Origin of the sequence: Micromonospora sp. NPDC048909 (assembly GCF_040649635.1) — a bacterium.
In the GTDB taxonomy this organism is placed as follows: domain Bacteria; phylum Actinomycetota; class Actinomycetes; order Mycobacteriales; family Micromonosporaceae; genus Micromonospora.
Genome location: NZ_JBEZFU010000001.1, coordinates 472,434 through 488,290, shown reverse-complemented (window position 1 = coordinate 488,290; position 15,857 = coordinate 472,434). Strand labels below are relative to the sequence as shown.

Annotated in this window: 18 protein-coding genes and 1 tRNA gene; 11 read left to right on the top strand and 8 right to left on the bottom strand. The window is 73.4% G+C overall.

The window, feature by feature from the left end; all coding sequences use genetic code 11:
- Nucleotides 1-20: 20 nt before the first annotated feature.
- A complete protein-coding gene (locus AB0C04_RS02390; RefSeq protein ID WP_350868210.1) occupies nt 21-377 on the top strand; it encodes an STAS domain-containing protein in 357 nt (118 codons plus the stop codon).
- 9 nt (nt 378-386) lie between these two features.
- Here the strand turns inward: AB0C04_RS02390 and AB0C04_RS02385 are convergent, their stop codons facing one another.
- The gene (locus AB0C04_RS02385; RefSeq protein WP_357047118.1) at nt 387-1,679 is read right to left on the bottom strand and encodes an MFS transporter; all 1,293 of its coding nucleotides are present in this window, start codon (nt 1,677-1,679) and stop codon (nt 387-389) included.
- A 50-nt stretch (nt 1,680-1,729) separates the two neighbouring features.
- Between AB0C04_RS02385 and AB0C04_RS02380 the strand changes: the two genes are divergently transcribed.
- From AB0C04_RS02380 to AB0C04_RS02360, 5 genes are all read left to right on the top strand, one after another.
- Nucleotides 1,730-2,413: an FCD domain-containing protein gene (locus tag AB0C04_RS02380; protein ID WP_357047116.1), complete on the top strand. Its 684-nt coding sequence runs from the start codon at nt 1,730-1,732 to the stop codon at nt 2,411-2,413.
- A 39-nt stretch (nt 2,414-2,452) separates the two neighbouring features.
- Nucleotides 2,453-2,926, top strand: a complete 474-nt coding sequence (gene mscL / locus AB0C04_RS02375; protein ID WP_357047114.1) for a large conductance mechanosensitive channel protein MscL — start codon at nt 2,453-2,455, stop codon at nt 2,924-2,926.
- Between the two features lie 81 nt (nt 2,927-3,007).
- A complete protein-coding gene (locus AB0C04_RS02370) occupies nt 3,008-3,259 on the top strand; it encodes a hypothetical protein (RefSeq protein WP_357047112.1) in 252 nt (83 codons plus the stop codon).
- 59 nt (nt 3,260-3,318) lie between these two features.
- A complete protein-coding gene (locus AB0C04_RS02365; protein WP_357047110.1) occupies nt 3,319-3,678 on the top strand; it encodes a hypothetical protein in 360 nt (119 codons plus the stop codon).
- 503 nt (nt 3,679-4,181) lie between these two features.
- Nucleotides 4,182-4,454, top strand: coding sequence for a hypothetical protein (locus AB0C04_RS02360; protein WP_357047108.1), 273 nt, complete (start codon nt 4,182-4,184; stop codon nt 4,452-4,454).
- Between the two features lie 259 nt (nt 4,455-4,713).
- Here the strand turns inward: AB0C04_RS02360 and AB0C04_RS02355 are convergent, their stop codons facing one another.
- Nucleotides 4,714-6,018: a benzoate/H(+) symporter BenE family transporter gene (locus AB0C04_RS02355; protein WP_357047105.1), complete on the bottom strand. Its 1,305-nt coding sequence runs from the start codon at nt 6,016-6,018 to the stop codon at nt 4,714-4,716.
- A gap of 62 nt (nt 6,019-6,080) precedes the next feature.
- Here AB0C04_RS02355 and AB0C04_RS02350 point away from each other — a divergent pair, with 62 nt between their 5' ends.
- Nucleotides 6,081-6,641 carry a helix-turn-helix domain-containing protein gene (locus AB0C04_RS02350; protein WP_357047103.1) on the top strand — a complete coding sequence of 187 codons (561 nt, stop codon included), beginning with the start codon at nt 6,081-6,083 and terminating at the stop codon, nt 6,639-6,641.
- Here AB0C04_RS02350 and AB0C04_RS02345 read toward each other — a convergent pair whose 3' ends face one another.
- Nucleotides 6,642-7,700, bottom strand: a complete 1,059-nt coding sequence (locus tag AB0C04_RS02345) for an AAA family ATPase (protein WP_357047101.1) — start codon at nt 7,698-7,700, stop codon at nt 6,642-6,644.
- Between the two features lie 63 nt (nt 7,701-7,763).
- Between AB0C04_RS02345 and AB0C04_RS02340 the strand changes: the two genes are divergently transcribed.
- From AB0C04_RS02340 to AB0C04_RS02330, 3 genes are read left to right on the top strand one after another with little or no spacing between them, the layout of a single operon-like run.
- Nucleotides 7,764-8,486: a PP2C family serine/threonine-protein phosphatase gene (locus tag AB0C04_RS02340; RefSeq protein WP_357047099.1), complete on the top strand. Its 723-nt coding sequence runs from the start codon at nt 7,764-7,766 to the stop codon at nt 8,484-8,486.
- Nucleotide 8,487: 1 nt separating this feature from the next.
- A complete protein-coding gene (locus AB0C04_RS02335; protein WP_357047097.1) occupies nt 8,488-9,684 on the top strand; it encodes a GNAT family N-acetyltransferase in 1,197 nt (398 codons plus the stop codon).
- A 53-nt stretch (nt 9,685-9,737) separates the two neighbouring features.
- Nucleotides 9,738-10,931, top strand: a complete 1,194-nt coding sequence (locus AB0C04_RS02330; RefSeq protein WP_357047095.1) for a hypothetical protein — start codon at nt 9,738-9,740, stop codon at nt 10,929-10,931.
- 6 nt (nt 10,932-10,937) lie between these two features.
- Here AB0C04_RS02330 and AB0C04_RS02325 read toward each other — a convergent pair whose 3' ends face one another.
- Both AB0C04_RS02325 and AB0C04_RS02320 read right to left on the bottom strand, forming a co-directional pair.
- Nucleotides 10,938-12,020, bottom strand: coding sequence for an NAD-dependent epimerase/dehydratase family protein (locus tag AB0C04_RS02325; protein ID WP_357047093.1), 1,083 nt, complete (start codon nt 12,018-12,020; stop codon nt 10,938-10,940).
- A 126-nt stretch (nt 12,021-12,146) separates the two neighbouring features.
- On the bottom strand, nt 12,147-12,449 hold the full coding sequence (locus AB0C04_RS02320; RefSeq protein ID WP_357047091.1) for a hypothetical protein: 303 nt from the start codon (nt 12,447-12,449) through the stop codon (nt 12,147-12,149).
- Nucleotides 12,450-12,545: 96 nt separating this feature from the next.
- Between AB0C04_RS02320 and AB0C04_RS02315 the strand changes: the two genes are divergently transcribed.
- Nucleotides 12,546-12,617, top strand: a tRNA-Lys gene (locus AB0C04_RS02315).
- A gap of 85 nt (nt 12,618-12,702) precedes the next feature.
- Here the strand turns inward: AB0C04_RS02315 and AB0C04_RS02310 are convergent.
- From AB0C04_RS02310 to AB0C04_RS02300, 3 genes are read right to left on the bottom strand one after another with little or no spacing between them, the layout of a single operon-like run.
- Nucleotides 12,703-13,923 (bottom strand): site-specific integrase, encoded by a 1,221-nt coding sequence (locus AB0C04_RS02310; protein WP_357047089.1) that lies wholly within the window; start codon nt 13,921-13,923, stop codon nt 12,703-12,705.
- Nucleotides 13,923-14,120, bottom strand: coding sequence for an excisionase family DNA-binding protein (locus AB0C04_RS02305; RefSeq protein ID WP_357047087.1), 198 nt, complete (start codon nt 14,118-14,120; stop codon nt 13,923-13,925). The genes AB0C04_RS02310 and AB0C04_RS02305 overlap by 1 nt, the downstream gene beginning before the upstream one ends.
- On the bottom strand, nt 14,117-15,685 hold the full coding sequence (locus AB0C04_RS02300; RefSeq protein WP_357047085.1) for a replication initiator: 1,569 nt from the start codon (nt 15,683-15,685) through the stop codon (nt 14,117-14,119). Before AB0C04_RS02300 ends, AB0C04_RS02305 begins: the two co-directional genes overlap by 4 nt.
- Nucleotides 15,686-15,857 lie beyond the last annotated feature (172 nt).

Sequence of the window (15,857 nt, the reverse complement as noted above, 5' to 3'; positions counted from 1 at the left end):
GATAACAGGAGGTCTGGCGAATGTCCTTGACGGTGCACACGGAACAGCGCGGCGACGTGGTCGTCGTGTCGGTCGCGGGCGAGCTGGACATGGCGACCGCACCGCAGTTGCAGGACCAGATCACGGACCTGCTCGACAAGGGCCGCAGTCGCCTGGTGTTCGACCTGGCCGAGGTCTCCTTCTGCGACTCCACCGGGCTGTCCGTCTTCGTGCGGGCCAAGAACAGCTCCGACGAGGCGGGCGGCGTCGTCCGGCTGGCCGCCCCGCAGCGCGGGGTGCTGCGCATCCTGGAGGTCAGCGGCCTGGTCGAGGTGCTGCACACCTACCCGACGGTCGAGCAGGCCGTCGCCGGCGACCCGACGCCCGCCTCCTCCTAGCTGTTCCGCTCAGCCCTCGTCCTCGATGTGCCGGGGACGAGCCACCACCATGCCCAGGCACGTCTGCACCGCGAGCGCGGCCAGCAGGAAGCCGATCGGCACGGTCCAGCCGGCGGTCGCCTCGTAGAGGATGCCGACCAGCAGGGGGCCGAGCCCGCCGATGAGGTACCCGGTGCTCTGGGTGAACGCGGAGAGCGCGACCGTTCCCTCGGCCGTCCGGGCCCGCAGCCCGATGACGGCCAGGATCAGCGGGAAGGCGCTCTGCCCGATCGCCAACAGCACCACCCACAGCAGCGCGCCGCCGTGCGGCGCCAGCGCCATCCCGAGGTACGCGAGCGCCATCGCGGCGGAGAGCGTCAGCATCAGCGGACGCAGCGAGCGCAGCCGGCCGGCGAGGGTCGGCATCACCAACGCGATCGGCACACCCAGCGCGGTACCCAGGGCGAGCAGCAGACCAGCGTCCTGTGGCCGGTAGCCGGCGTCCCGGAAGATCTGGGCCAACCAGCCCATGATCGCGTACGCGCCGAGCGACTGCGTCCCGAAGTAGACCGCCATCGCCCAGCCGAGCCGGGTCCGCCCGGGGCGGATCCGCCGCCGGGCGGCTCCGGCCTCCGTCGGGGTGGCGGCCCGCCGGGCCCCGCGCGTCCGCAGCGCCAGGGGCACCCACGGGAGTACGGCCACCGCGGCCAGCCCGGCCCAGACGGCGAGCCCGGCCTGCCACGAGCCGAGCACGTGCGCGACCGGCACCGCCGCGGCGGCGGCCGTCGCGGCGCCCACCGTGAGCGTCATCGAGTACACCCCGGTGATCAGACCGATCCGGTTCGGGAAGTACTGCTTCACCAGCATCGGCAGCAGCACGTTCGCCACCGCGATCCCGCCGAGCGCCAGGGCACTGCCGGCCAGGAAGACCGCTGCGGAGTCGGTGCCCACCCGGACCAGCTGACCGGCGGCGAGCACGAACATCGCCACCAGCAGCACCCGGGCCGGGGTGTATCGACGGATCAGCCGCGGGGTGAGCGCGCCGAAGACGGCGAAGGCGAGGGTGGGCAGCGTGGTGACGACCCCGGCCATCGCGCCGGAGAGCCCGAGACCGTCGCGAACCTCGTCGAGCAGGGCGCCGAGGCTGGTGATCGCGACGCGCAGGTTGAGCGCCACGAGCAGCATCCCGACCAGCACCAGGGCGCCGCCGGCCAGGGGACCGGCCGAGTTGACCGGCCGGGTCGGCACCGGACCCGAGCCGGCTGGCGGGGCGTCAGCGGGGGCGCGGGTCTGGTCCGCGGTGGCGGTCGGTGGCGGGGTCATGCTGATGAACCTACAATCATGGGATGAATTACGGGCCGGTGATGTAACCAGTGCCACCGTCGTTCGATTCCGTGCCGGTGCCGCCGCGCGGCCACCGGGTACGTCAGACGACCGCCCAGCTCCGGGAGCGGATCCTGGGCGGCGAGTGGCCGATCGGCGGTCGGATCCCGACCGAGCCGCAGTTGGTCGCGGCGCTCGGGGTGGGGCGCAACACCGTCCGCGAGGCGGTCCGCGCGCTGGTGCACGCGGGAGTGCTGGAGTGTCGGCAGGGCTCGGGGACGTACGTGGTGTCGACCGACGAGCTGGCGCCGGTGGTGGCCCGCCGGCTCACCGACGACCGGATGGCCGAGGTGATCGAGGTGCGGCGCGCCTTCGAGGTGGAGGCCGCCCGGCTGGCCGCGCGCCGGCGTACGCCCGAGGACCTGGCCACGCTCGACGGCGCGCTCGCCGCCCGCGAGGCGGCCTGGGACGGCGGCCGGGTCGACGAGTTCGTCGAGGCCGACGCCGCGCTGCACACCGCGGTGGTGGCCGCCGCGCACAACGCCATGCTCGCCGAGCTCTATGCCTCGGTCGGCACCGCCCTGCGCAGCACCGTCGCCCAGGCGATGGGTGACGCCCTGGTGCCCGAGCGCCACGTCGACCATTCCCGGCTGGTGGACGCGATCCGGGCCGGCGATCCCGAGCTGGCGGCCCGCGAGGCCGGCGCTTTTCTGGAGCCCGCTGCGGGGGCATAGGTTGTCCCGGACGGAAAACCGGACAGCACGGGAGTACGGATGCTCAAGGGCTTCAAAGACTTCATCATGCGCGGCAACGTGGTCGACCTGGCAGTCGGTGTCGTCATCGGTGCCGCGTTCACCGGCGTGGTCACCCAGCTCACCAAGTCGTTCCTGGACCCGCTGATCCGGGTCTTCGTGCTGCTGATCACCGGCAGCGACAAGGGTCTCGCCGGCACCGCACCCGCGTTCCGCGGCATCCCGTTCGACTGGATCGCCTTCGTCAACGCGGTGATCACCTTCCTGCTCACCGCGGCGGCGCTGTACTTCCTGGTCGTCTACCCGATGAACCGGCTGGCCGAGCGGCGCCGGCGGGGCGAGGAGCCGCCGCCCGCGGCGCCGAGCGAGGAGGTCAAGCTGCTCACCGAGATCCGGGACGCCCTGGTCGCGGCCGGCCACCAGACGCCGGTGCAGCAGCGCGGCGCGCTCGACGACGTGCTCGGTCGACGGCACGAACCGCCCACCCAGCGCTGAACCCGGCACCAGCACATCGGCCCCTGCGGGATTCCCGCAGGGGCCGCACTTTCTCGTACGTGTGTTCGATAGAGTCCGCGCATGGAGCAGCGAAAGCACTGGTGGAACGGGAAGTGGGGGCGGCTGGCACGGCGGGACGTCTTCCTGCGGGTGGACGGCGACCGGTGGCACGTCGAGCAGCGGGCCGGCGGCGCCGAGGGCATCTCCCGCTTCTACGAGCACGGCAGTGCGGACGAGGCAGAGGAGACGGTCCGGGCGTTGCTCGAAGGCACCGACACCTGGCGCGAGCTCTCCCCCCGGCCGCCGGGCGGCTGGACCCAACCGACCATCTGAGCCGCGCGGCCCGCACGGGGCGGCGTTTAGCGGCACGCCGCCCCGGGAACCGCCGCAGGATGAACCAGCAGACCACCATCTCCCGGGTCACCACCGGCATGCCGGTGGTCGATGCCGCCGGCACCGAGGTCGGCACCGTCGACCTCGTCCAGCGAGCCGACCCGAACGCGGTGACCGTGCAGGCGCCGACCGCCGACCCGGGCAGCAGCCTGGACGAGCTGATCGAGTCGACCGCGGTGGAGGAGCCGGACGTGCCGGCCGACCTGGCGGCCCGGCTGCTGCACGGCGGCTACCTGAAGGTCACCACCGAACCGACCGGCGCGGGCGCGGTCTACGTGCCCGCCGAGCGGATCGCCACCGTCACCGACGGCCGGGTCCGCCTCGACGTACCGGTGACGGAGCTGCCGGCCGAGGAGTGACCGACCCGTCGGCGAGGGTCCGGTGGTCGGTAGTGCCGGCGGTCCTGTCGAACTGCCCCATATCTGGGCCACCATGCATCGCGCGGCACAGGCGCGCCGCTCGCCCCCGCCCCACCCCCGGCACGGCGCTCGTGACCGCCGACCCGACCGGAGCCGGCTGGTGCGCCCGGCTGGCTCCGGCCGGCCGCGCTACTTGTCCGGCCGCTCCTTTCGAGCTGATGTCGTAGACGCATCACCGGAACGGCGCGCGAAAGGCGCGGGGCGGCGGCGCGGCGCGGCGCGGGCGGCGCGCCGGGCACCCCACGACGTCCGGCACGGTGGCGCGGCGGCACTCGCGCAGGGCGGCACGGCCGGCACGGCGCGGCGGCGCGGCGGCACGGCGGCACGGCGCGGTGCGGGGCGGTGGCACCGCAAGGCAGCGGCACGGTACGGCTGCGCGCAGTGGGTGCGGACGCGGCGCGCGCACGGTGGGGCGCGACGGAGCGTGTATCTATGGTGGAGCCATGTACATGTTGATCGGAGAGCAGCAGGGCGAGGCCGGCGAGCCGGCGGAGCGGCGGGCCCGGTTCGAGCACATGGCCCAGGTGGTCCGGCAGAGCCCGGGGTTCGTCCGCGGCTCGTGGGGAGCGGACGAGGACGACCCGGCGATCGAGCACGCGCTGGTCGTCCTCGACACGCTGGAGAACGCCCAGGCCCTGCGCCGCGCCGTGGAAACCAACGTCACCGGGGTACGCCTTCGGCTCATGGCGGTCGCTGTCGAGGCGGGGGCCAGCTGACCCGCACACCGACCCGGTGGGCCCCGCGTCCCAAATCTGGGGCAGTTCGACAGCGGCCAGCCAACAAGGTTGCCCGGCTGCTCGGGCTGCGTTCCCGGGCGGCCCGCCGCTGCCGGCCGCCGTCTCGCGGCGTGATGTCGTAGACGATTCAGCTCCGGAGGAACGCGAAGCTGACCGCCCGCCCGAAGACCGACGCCCGAAGACCGACCGACGGCCGAGCCGACGGCTGACGGCTGGCGCGCGCCGAGCGGTGCGGCCGTCAGCTCGACCGTGTGCGGAGATCGGAAAGCGGTGACTCCGCCACCGTCTCGGGCTCCGACCGGGAGTCCTTGTCCGGCTCAGGGGCAGCGTGGTCCGCCCGCGGGGCGGCAGGGTCCGGCTGCGGGACGGCCAAGTCCGGCTGCGGGGCGGCGGGGCGGCGGCGGAAGAGCAGGAGCATCAGGCAGCCGGCAACCAGCCCCCAGAATGCGCCGCCGATGCCGACCAGGGTGACCCCGGACGCGGTGACCACGAAGGTCACCACGGCGGCCTCGCGCCCCGCCGGCTCGGCCAGCGCCGAAGCGAGCGCAGTGGCCAGCGCGCCGAGCAGGGCCAGCCCGGCGACCGCCTCGATCAGTACCGGCGGCGCGACCGCCACCAGCGCGGTGGCCGCGCCGGCGCCCAGCCCGAGCAGGGCGAGCCCGGCGCCGGCCGTGACCGAGGCGATCCACCGCCGGTCCGGATCGGGATGGGCGTCCGGGCCGGCGGCCAGCGCGGCGGTGATCGCCGCCAGGTTCACCGCGTGCCCGCCGGCCGGGGCGGCCAGCACGCTGACCAGGCCGGTGGCCCGCAACGCGGCGTTGAACGGCGGCCGGTAGCCGTAGCCGACCAGGACCGCCGTGCCCGGCACGTTCTGCGCGGCCATGGTGACCAGGAAGAGCGGCAGCGCGAGGCCGACCAGTGCGGACACGCTCCAGGCCGGCGGGGTCAGCTCGACCACCGGCCGCAGCCCGACCGCGCCGAGGCGTCCGCCGGTGGAACTCGACGCGATCGCCAGCACCGCGACCACCAGCGCGCCGGGCACCGCCCAGCGGCGCGCGTACCGGTGCAGCAGCAGCCAGGCGACGACCACCGGGCCGGCCAGGCGGGGCACCTCGACCAGGGCGCGCACCGGTGCGGTGCAGAGCGGCAGCAGGACGCCCGCGAGCATCGCGCCGGCCACCGGCTTGGGGATGGCCGCCACCGCCCGGCCCAGCGGCGGCACCAGCCCGGCAGCCACGATCAGCAGGCCGGAGACGAGGAACGCGCCGACGGCGACCGGCCAGCCGCCCGGCATCGGCCCGGTCGCGACCAGCAGCGCCGCGCCCGGCGTGGACCAGGCGATGCTCATCGGCAGCCGGTACCTCAGGCCCAGCCAGGCGGCGGCGAGCCCGGACGCCACGCAGAGCGCCAGCAGCCCCGACGCGGCCTGCTCGGCGCTGGCCCCGGCGGCCCGCAGGCCGGCCAGCACGACGGTGAACGAGCTGGCGAAGCCGACCAGCGCGGTCACCACACCGGCCAGCACCGGTTGGGTCCTTCCGGCCATCTGTCCACCCTTCCGCCACGGTGTTCCGTTTACGGAACGATGGTCTGTAGCACCATAGCGGGGTGCCCCAGCCGCCACCAGCGCACCGCCGTGCCCTCGACGCCGACCCGACGGTGATCGGCGGGCGGGTCCGCAGCCTGCGCGAGGAGCGGGGGATCTCGCTCTCCGCGCTGGCCCGGCTGGCCGGGGTGGGCAAGGCGACCCTCTCCGGCCTGGAGAACGGCACCCGCAACCCGACGCTGGAGACGCTCTACGCGGTCACCGCCCAGCTCGGCGTGCCGCTCACCGCCGTACTCGCCGAGCCCGCCGCGACGCCGACGGTCAGCGGGGCGGCGGTGCACGCCACCCTGCTCGAGGTCTTCACCGACACCGACGCGACCTACGAGCTGTACCGGATGCGGGTGACGCCCGGCCCGGGGCAGCTCTCCCCCGCGCACCAGCCCGGCGTCACCGAGCACGTCACGGTCTTCACCGGAGTGCTCCGCGCCGGCCCGGTGGACGCGCCGCTCACCGCGGCCGCCGGCGGACACCTGCGCTGGACCTCGGACGTGCCGCACAGCTACACGGCGGTGGGCGACGAGGAGGTCGCCGCCAGTCTGCTGCTGCGCTACCCGCGCGCCTGATCAGCCGTCGACCGGCGTCCGCACCTGGAGCCGGTGCTGCACGGCCCAGAGCGCGACCTCGGTACGGGACGCCGACCCGGTCTTGCGCAGCAGGTTGGACACGTGCACGGTGACCGTCCGCACCGAGATGCCGAGCGCCTTCGCGGCCTGCTTGTTGGACATCCCGGCGACCAGGCAGCCGAGCACCTCGACCTCCCGGCCGGTCAGCTCGGCCTCGTCCGGCGCGGCCGGGCGGGACGCCGGCCGGCGGTGCGCCGGTGGGCGCGGCACCGGTGGATGTTGCGCCGGGGCCGGCCGGAGCAGGGCGTCCGGGGACTGACCGGCGTGCGCGGCGAGCAGCTCGGTCAACGCGTACGGGTTGCCGCCGGTCCGCCGCCAGACCGCGGCCACCAGTCGCCCGGACGGGCGCGATCCGGCGTACACCTGGCTCAGCACCTCGGCGACCTCGGCCGGGCACAGCGGCCCGAGGTGCTGGCGGACCGCGCCGCGTACCCCGCAGAGCCGAGACAGCGCGCGGACCGCGAGATCCGGCGCCACCGACTCCGCCGTGGGCCGGGTCGCCACCATCAGCAGCGCGGGCAGGTCGGCGGCGGTGGCCAGCTCGCCGATCAGGTTCAGGCTCGCCGGGTCGAGCGAGTGCAGGTCCTCCACCACCAGCACGGCCGGGCCGGCGCCCACGAGCAGGCGGACGGTACGCACGGCGAGGCGCAGCAGGGTGCCCGGGGCGTAGCGCTCGCGGGGCGCGGTCGGTTGCTGGGCCAGCCAGGCCAACGCGTCCGGCGGCAGATCCAACCGGCTGGTGTCCCGCCCACTGAGCACCGCCGCCAGCCAGTCGTAGGGGGCGGGGCTGTGCACCCGGGCGGCACCGGAGAGGACCACCGCCGGGCGCGGGGCGAAGCCGTCCAGGGCCGCCGCGACCAGCAGACTCTTGCCCACCCCGGCGGCTCCGGTGATCACCGCGACGGTCGGCGCCGGCCGCCGATCGGCGGCCAGGATGGACCAGGCCCGGTCGAGCTCAGCCAGCTCACCGGCGCGGCCGACCATGGACACCGGCATCATTCCTCAACCCTACGTAGTAGTGCGTAGAGACGGCGGTGGGGTGTTCTTGGCAAGCTTGACCCTATGACGCTGATCCTCCGCTCGGCCATCCTCAACGACATCGGTCTCGTCCGGACCAACAACGAGGACTCCGCTCTCGCCGGTGACCGGCTGGTCGCCGTCGCCGACGGTATGGGCGGCCTGCCCGCGGGCGAGGTGGCGAGCGAGATCGTCATCCGGATCCTGGACGAGCTGACTCCGCCGACCGACCCGGGCGAGGCCGAGGAGGCGCTGCGCGCCGCGGTGAGCACCGCCAACCGGCGCATCCACGCCGCCATCACCGTCGACCCCGCCCGGGAAGGCATGGGTACGACGCTCACCGCGGCGCTGCTCGCCGGTGAGACGCTGGTGCTCGCGCAGGTCGGCGACTCCCGCGGCTACCTGCTGCGGGACAACAAGCTGACCCAGCTCACCCGGGACGACACCTTCGTCCAGGCGCTGGTCGACCAGGGGGCGCTCACCCCCGACCAGGCGCGCCACCACCCGCAACGGTCCCTGGTGACCCGGGCGGTGCAGGGCGCCGACGCCCCACCGGCGATCGGCACGCTCACCGTGCTGGCCGGCGACCGGCTGCTGCTCTGCAGCGACGGCCTCTCCGACTACGTCGAGGACGAGGCGATCGCGGTGGCCCTCGGCGCGTACGGCGACCGGCAGCTCTGCGGTGAGCAGCTGGTCAAGCTCGCCCATCAGGCCGGCGCGCCGGACAACGTGACCGTGGTGGTCGCCGACGTCACCCTGGTGTCCTGACGTGGCGGTCCGCCGGGTGGGTTCCGAGGAGCGCCTGATCACCAGCTTCCCGCTCTCCGCGTACGCCTTCGAGCCGTCGCCGCTCAGCGCGACCCGGGCTGCGGAGTTCCCCCGCTACCTGCCGTACAACGAGGGCAACCGGACGCTGATCGTCGAGGAGGACGGCACCACGCTGGCCGCCGCCTCGGCCATCCCGATGCGGCAGAACCTGCGCGGCGCCGTGCTGCCGATGGCCGGCGTCGCCGGGGTGGCCAGCCACCCGCTGGCCCGCCGGCAGGGGCACGTCCGGACACTGCTGCACCAGCTCCTCGACGAGATGCGCGACGAGGGGCACCCGCTGACCGCGCTCTACCCGTTCCGGCCCAGCTTCTACGCGAAGTTCGGCTACGTCGGGCTGCCCAAGCCGCGTACCGCCACCTTCTCGCCGGCCGACCTCGGCCCGCTGCTCCGCGCCGACCTGCCCGGTGAGGTGAGCTGGGAGCGGATCGGCGCCGGCTACCCGGCCTGGCGTGAGTTCACCGAGCGCTGCCTGCGCGAGCGGCACGGCTTCGCGGTCTTCCCCGACTACCGGGACGTCGGGCTGCGCGATCGGGACGAGCGCTGGCTGCTCACCGCCCGGGTCGACGGCGTGGTGACCGGCGCGGTGACGTACCGGATCGACGACCACGGCGGTGAGCTGGCCGCCGACGACCTGCTCGCCGACGACCCGCTCGCGCGGGCGCTGATGTTGCAGTTCTTCGCCCGGCACGTCGACCAGGTGGACCGGATCAGCGTCCAGGTCGCCGCCGACGAGCTGCCCGAGCTCTGGCTCACCGACCTGGCCGTGCACGTCGAGGCTCGGGTGGCCCGGCCGGGCTCCTCGGCCCCGATGGCCCGGCTGCTCTCGATGGACGCGCTGGCCGGGCTGCCCGCCGGCCCGGGACGGGTGCGGGTCGAGCTGACCGGGGACCGCTGGCTCGCCGGCACCTACCTGATGGACGGCAGCACCGGCTCGCTGGAGCTGCTCAAGGGGACGGCCGTCGCTGGTCCGGTGCCGGACGCCACGCTCACCGCCGCCGGACTCTCCGCCCTGGCGTACGGGGTGCTCGACCCGGCCGAGGTGCCGCTGCGCGGGCTCGGCGAGGTGTCGGTGGAGGCGGCCGCCGAGCTGCGCCGGATCTTTCCGCGCCAGGTGCCGTACCTCTTCGCCGACTTCTGATCCGCCGGCCCGGCGTGGCGGGTCCGGCACCGCGCCGGTCCTAGCATCGTGGGGTGCGCCTGAAGACCGTCACCGTTCTGCTCGCCCTCGGGGTCGCCGCCGCCACCCTGCCGGGCTGCGGCTCGTCCGATCGCGACGCCGGCCCGCCGGCCGCCGCGCCCTCGGCGACCGGCGACCTGCCCACCGGCGACCAACCCGCTGCCGGAGTGAACCGGACGGGTCTCGGTGGCCCGGGTGCGAGCCCGAGCCCGTCGCGGAAGCCCGCGACCTCGTTCCGGGCCGGCAACCCGGCCGGCGACGCGGCGGTGCCCGCCGAGGGACGGGCGGTGGACACCTCCCGGCCGAGCCGCAGGGTCGGCACGGGCACCCCGGCGAGCTGCACCTCGGCCGCCGTGGTGAAGGCGGTCGCGGCCGGCGGCATCATCACCTTCAACTGCGGGCCGGACCCGGTGACGATCAAGATGACCGCCACCGCCAAGGTGCGCAACGCCAACGGGCCGAAGGTGGTGCTCGACGGCGGCGGCAAGGTCACCCTCAGCGGGCAGGGTCAGCGCCGGATCCTCTACATGAACACCTGCGACGGCGCCCAGGGCTGGACCACCTCGCACTGCCAGAACCAGGACCACCCGCAGCTCACCGTGCAGAACCTCACCTTCACCGAGGGCAACTCCACCGGCCAGAAGGCCGAGGGTGGTGGAGGCGGGGCGATCTTCGTCCGGGGCGGGCGGGTCAAGGTGGTCAACTCGCGCTTCGTCCGCAACCGCTGCGACCGGACCGGGCCCGACCTGGGCGGCGCCGCGCTGCGGGTGCTCAGCCAGTACGAGAACAAGCCGGTGTACGTGGTGAACAGCACCTTCGACCGCGGCTCCTGCGCCAACGGCGGGGCGCTGAGCAGCATCGGCGTCTCGTGGACCGTGCTGAACAGCCTCTTCACCGGCAACGAGGCGATCGGCAACGGCGCCAACCCGGCGAAGGCCGGCACGCCCGGCGGCGGCAGCGGCGGGGCGATCTACTGCGACGGCAACCGGTTCACCGTCCGGATCGCCGGCACGGTGATCGAGAAGAACCGGGCCAACGAGGGCGGCGGCGCGATCTTCTTCGTCAGCAACGACCGCACCGGAACCATGACGATCGAGGAGTCCACCCTGCGCCGCAATCCGAGCGGCAAGTTCGAGACCCGCGGCTATCCCGGCATCTTCTTCCTGGGCGCCCGCAACCCCAGCACCCCCGGCTCGAAACTCAGCTGACCGGTCTCAGTAGGGATTGCCCTGGCCGGCGGGGCGGGCCTTCAGTAGGGCACCCAGGCGGCCGGGGAGGGTGGCGGCGGCGGACATCGGCGGGCTGGCCGTGTGGCCGCGCTCGGCCATGCCGAGGAAGAGTTGCCGCAGCGCGGTGAGCGCGTCGATCGCCGGCTCCCAGCCCAGCTCGGCCTCCGCCCGCTCGCTCGACATCAACGGCGCGTTCAGCGCCAGCGCCACCCAGCCCGCGTCGACTGGTTGCAGCCGGGCGTGCCAGGTCAGGGCCGCCGCGCCGCGCAGCAGCGGTGCGGCCACCGGCACCGTCCAGCCGTGGAAGTGCCGGGCCACCAGCTCCGGGGTCAGCACCGGGTCCGCGGCCAGGTTGAAGGCGCCGCGCGCGTCGCCCAGCACCGCTCGGGCGTACGCCTCCGCGACGTCGTCGGTGTGTACGGCCTGCATCCGCAGCCGGCGGTGCGTCGGCACCAGCGGGATCCGGTTGTACCTGAGCAGCTGCACCGGCACGAACGGGCCGAGGAAGTAGCGGCTGATCTCGGTGCCCGCGTCGCGCTGGAAGTTGAGGCCGGGCCGCATCCGTACCACCCGCAGCTCCGGGTGCTCGCGCTCCGCCCGGTCGAGCAGCGCCTCCACCTCCGCCTTGTCCCGGCTGTACGACGATTCGGGCACGCCGGTCGCCGGCCAGCGCTCGCTGACCGGGTGGTCCTTCGGGCCGGGCGCGTAGACGCCGACCGACGAGGCGTACACCAGGGCCGGCACCCGGGCCCGGACCACCGCGTCGATCACCGCCTGGCTGCCGCCGACGTTGGTCCGGTGCAGCACCCGCTGGTTGTGACTGGGCTGGATCTGCCAGGCCAGGTGCACGACCGCGTGCGCGCCGGTGAAGACCTCGGCGAGCTGCTCCGCCGCGCCCGGCAGGCCCACGTCACAGGAGTGCCACTCCACCTGGTCGTACGGCTCACCCGCGTCCGGGCCGGGCAGGCGACGGGCCACCCCGGCCAGCTCAACCCCCCGCTCCCGGCGCAGCCGGCGCAACAGGGCTGTACCCGCGTTGCCGCTCGCCCCCACCACCACGATCCGCATGCCGCACCCGGTACCCGCCCAGCCGCCCGCCAACCGTTCCGAATGCCTGTTGGCAGCCGGTGCGACGTCGAATTCTCGATACTGCCGCGGGCTGGATCGGCATCCCGCTCACGGCGGGCGGGAAGCTCAGGGGCGGGGCGCGTGGCGGGTCCAGGGGCGTTTCTCGTCCCGCCGCCGGCCCTCCGTGGCCGCCAGGCAGCGCGGGCAGATCCGGCCAACCGGGTCCGCACCGGTGAGCACGTCGGTGGACGCGTAGTCGAACCGCACGTGCGGAAACCGGCGCAGCCGGCTCCGGCTCAGCGGCAGCCCGCAGACGGTCTGGTTCTGCCCCGGCAGCCAGGCGTGCACCTCGCCGCCCGGCTCGCGTACGCCGTCCGGGCCGATCTCCTCGCCGGAGGCCGCCACCGCCGGCTTGCCGCTCGACCGCATACCGGTCCGATACCCGGCGCCGGCCCACCCAAGCCTCGACCCGCCGGCGGCCTTGATCGACTCGCCGGTCACCGCTGTCCGGTAACCTGAGCGCGCGGGCCGCTAGCTCAATGGCAGAGCTGTGGACTTTTAATCCATAGGTTCAGGGTTCGAGTCCCTGGCGGCCCACTCACACCCAGGTCAGAGGCCCTGACCGGGCTTGTGGTTCCCTCGATCAGGGCCAGTACAGCAGCGAAGTACAGCAGTAGGCCGTTCATCGGTCGAGCGCCTTACCAAGTCGCTTGAGCGCTTCGCGGGTGGCCGCCGAGGACACCACCGTGTAGATCTCCATCGTGATGGCGAACTGCGCGTGTCGAAGGATCTGCATGGCCACCCGAGGGTGCACGTCCAGGTCGGCGAGCAGTGAGGCGCAGGTGCGGCGGGCGTCCCGGACGGTGATGCGCCGCACTCCGGCCGAGTCGCAGCGGCGGTCCCAAAAGCGGTTGAAGTTACGGGGCTCGACCGGCCGCCCGTAACGCGTGGTGAAGATGAGGTCCGACGGCTGCCAGGCGGGGCCGGCAGCTTCGATGGTGGCGACCTGGGCGGCGCGGCGGCGGCCAAGCGCCACGGCGCAGATGTCCGGCAGCGGCAGCGTGGCATCGGAGGCGGCGGTCTTCGTCTCTCGGTGCAGGAGCTGGTCGCCCACCCGCTGGATTTGCCGGTCGATGGTGAGCTCAGCCGCATCGAGGTCGACGTCAGCCCACGACAGTCCCAGCATTTCGCCCTTCCGAAGGCCGAGCACCAGGACTAGGACGTAGGCGGCGTAAAGCGGGTCATCGTCGGCGCGGGCCGACTCCAGGAACCGTCGAGCCTCGTCACTCGACCAGGCTTTGCGCTTGCGGGACCGGACCGGCGGAAGCTTCACGAGCGAGGCGACGTTGCGGGAGATCAGGCCCTCCGTGATGGCCTGAGACAGGATCGTCCGCAGCACCGTCCGCAGGTGGGCGATGCTGGTCGCCGACGGGAGATGCTGGCAGCACTGGCCGAGCGCACAGCAGCGCCGCTGTGCCGGCTTGCGGCCAGTGTCCTTGCCTTGGGCGCAGCACTGGCAGGTCCGGCCTACGGCGTTGATCCAGGTCTGAACGTCGCTGACCCGCAGCTTGTCGAGCCGCTTCTTACCCAGACCCGGAGCCAGGTACAGCCGTACCGCCACCTCGTAGGTGACGTAGCTGCCTGGAGCCAGGTTCGGTCTGACGATCTCCCGCAGCCAGTAGGCGGCGTACTCCCCTACCGTCGGCGACCTGGTCGCCACGGGGCCGGCCTTAGCCTGACCGTGCAGTTTGATCCACTTGTCGTGGACCTCCTCGCGGGTCTTGCCGTAGACCCATTTGCGGCCCCGCTTGCCGTCCGGCTTCTCGACCCAGACGTAGGCGGCGAAGCCGTCGCGGTAGGCGAAGATCGAGCCTTCTCCGTTTGCGCGAGCGCGGCGGGGCATCAGGCGACTTCCTGCCGGTCGACCTGGTCACGGATGTACTCATCGACCCACTCGGGCAGGATGCGTCGATACTTCCCGTCCTTAACCGACCGGAGTTCTCCGGTGGCAATCTTCATCTTCACCTTGGAGATGCCGAAGCCGAGCAGGACGGCGACCTCGGCGGGTGAGTACCAGCGGGGGCGGAGGTCGTGGTTCATGCGGCGGCCCCGGTGAGCCAGGCTTCGTGAGCGAGTTCTTCCCGGCCGATGCGTCTGGCCTGCCGGCGCTGCGCGGCGGCGGTGTTGGCCAGGAGGGCGTCACCCTCGGTGAGCCACCCAGATCCCGCGTAGCTGAGGACGCCGACGGTCACAATGTCGGCGGTGTGATCGCCGTCGTCGCGACGGTAGGTGGCGCGAGTGTCGCGGAGCAGGCCGAAGGTGACCGAGTAGCGGCGGGCCTTAGTGAGGAAGTGGCCGCCGAAGCCGAGCATATGTGCCCAGCGGCGCAACCCGGCGTAGGCGTTCGGTTTGGTGTCAAGGCTGCCTTGACGGACGTCGGCCGTTGCGGCGCCGCTGGCGGTGTCGGTGCCATTGGGCCGTCCGAGGTGCCAGCAGGCGTCGATGAGGCGGGCGAGGTGGTCGCCTTCCGGATTGGCGTAGTCGTCGACGGTGGCAGGCGTGAGCCGGGCGGATTGGTGGCCGGTGGCTTCGGTTGCCTTGGTGGCGTACTTGGCGAGGTAGGCGGCCACCTTGCCGTCGGTCAACTCGCCTCCGGCGGTTTTGATGCGCCGGACGTCAACCTGCTCGCCCCAGGCCACCACCCAGCCGCGTTGCTGGTCGGGGTGCGAGGGCGGAGTGACGGTGATCTGGCGGGCGGCGGCGTGGACGGCTGCCTCCAGGTCGTCGACGGTGATGCCGGCCGGCGGCGGCACAAGCGCGTCCGGGTCGTCGGAGTCGACGCCGTCGAGGCGCAGCAGAACGTGGAAGTGCACGGCTGCCCGGCGCTGCATCTCGGCGACCTTGCCGTGTGACACCCGCACCGGCGGCACCCGTCGCACCTTGCCGGAGTCGGTGACGAGTTGGACGAGAGGGATGCCGCGTCGGCGGCAGAGAGCGACGAGGTGCCGTTCAACTGCCTGCTTGGTACGCCGCCACAGTTCGCCCGAGAAGTAGTTCCAGACGACCTGGTGGCCGTGGTCGTAGCAGTCCAGGCACAACGGCTGCCCAAGCCGCGGATCGTCGGCGTCGTGACGGGCGAAGCATGCCGCCGGCTGCCCGTGCTGGCAGGTGCCGGCGGTGTGGCGGGCGCGGCAGGGAGCCGGACGGCAGTCGCAGCGCTGCCGGGTGGCGCAGGTGTGACGCGGGATGTGCCGGTGGTGGACCGCACCGAAGGATGGAGCGGTGAAGGTGGCGAAGACGACCGGGTGCCGGCCAACCGAGGCAGGGACGCCTTTGCCGCCGGTCAGGCCGCAGCGCACGACCTGGTAGGCGTCGCCCTGGTAGACCCAGGCGCAGTCGGGGCAGTGCGATTCGCGGCGGTTGCCGCACGCCTTGTAGAGCGCCGCGTCGGGCAGCTCGTCGGTGTGCTGCTCGCCCAGGACCCGGCCGGTGTCTCGCTCGACAGCGGCGATGGTGCCGGTAAGGCGGACCGGCCGGGCGCAGCCGCCGGCGGTGCGAGTGTGCTCCAGCCAGCCGGAGAACTCCGGCGTGGCGGCGCGGTGCAGGGCTTGGGCGTCACGGCCGCTGGCATCGCCGGGACGATACAGGGTGAGCGGGCTAGACACGGTCTTCTCCTCTGGGGGTGGCAGGGACGGGAGACGAAGCACCACCAGCCGTGGACACTGGTCCGCTGGTGGTGTTCGTCGTGTCTCCTGACACCGCCGGGAGGGCGGCTGACGCCGGAGGGCGGGTTCGTGGTGGTGCCACGTCCCGCCGATGGTCGTGTCCTTTCGCGCT

Coding starts and splice junctions, on each gene's coding strand:
- AB0C04_RS02390 (WP_350868210.1), top strand. CDS start 21: ATGTCCTTGACGGTGCACACGGAACAGCGCGGCGACGTGGTCGTCGTG.
- AB0C04_RS02385 (WP_357047118.1), bottom strand. CDS start 1,679: ATGACCCCGCCACCGACCGCCACCGCGGACCAGACCCGCGCCCCCGCT.
- mscL (WP_357047114.1), top strand. CDS start 2,453: ATGCTCAAGGGCTTCAAAGACTTCATCATGCGCGGCAACGTGGTCGAC.
- AB0C04_RS02370 (WP_357047112.1), top strand. CDS start 3,008: ATGGAGCAGCGAAAGCACTGGTGGAACGGGAAGTGGGGGCGGCTGGCA.
- AB0C04_RS02365 (WP_357047110.1), top strand. CDS start 3,319: ATGAACCAGCAGACCACCATCTCCCGGGTCACCACCGGCATGCCGGTG.
- AB0C04_RS02360 (WP_357047108.1), top strand. CDS start 4,182: ATGTACATGTTGATCGGAGAGCAGCAGGGCGAGGCCGGCGAGCCGGCG.
- AB0C04_RS02355 (WP_357047105.1), bottom strand. CDS start 6,018: ATGGCCGGAAGGACCCAACCGGTGCTGGCCGGTGTGGTGACCGCGCTG.
- AB0C04_RS02345 (WP_357047101.1), bottom strand. CDS start 7,700: ATGATGCCGGTGTCCATGGTCGGCCGCGCCGGTGAGCTGGCTGAGCTC.
- AB0C04_RS02340 (WP_357047099.1), top strand. CDS start 7,764: ATGACGCTGATCCTCCGCTCGGCCATCCTCAACGACATCGGTCTCGTC.
- AB0C04_RS02325 (WP_357047093.1), bottom strand. CDS start 12,020: ATGCGGATCGTGGTGGTGGGGGCGAGCGGCAACGCGGGTACAGCCCTG.
- AB0C04_RS02320 (WP_357047091.1), bottom strand. CDS start 12,449: ATGCGGTCGAGCGGCAAGCCGGCGGTGGCGGCCTCCGGCGAGGAGATC.
- AB0C04_RS02310 (WP_357047089.1), bottom strand. CDS start 13,923: ATGCCCCGCCGCGCTCGCGCAAACGGAGAAGGCTCGATCTTCGCCTAC.
- AB0C04_RS02305 (WP_357047087.1), bottom strand. CDS start 14,120: ATGAACCACGACCTCCGCCCCCGCTGGTACTCACCCGCCGAGGTCGCC.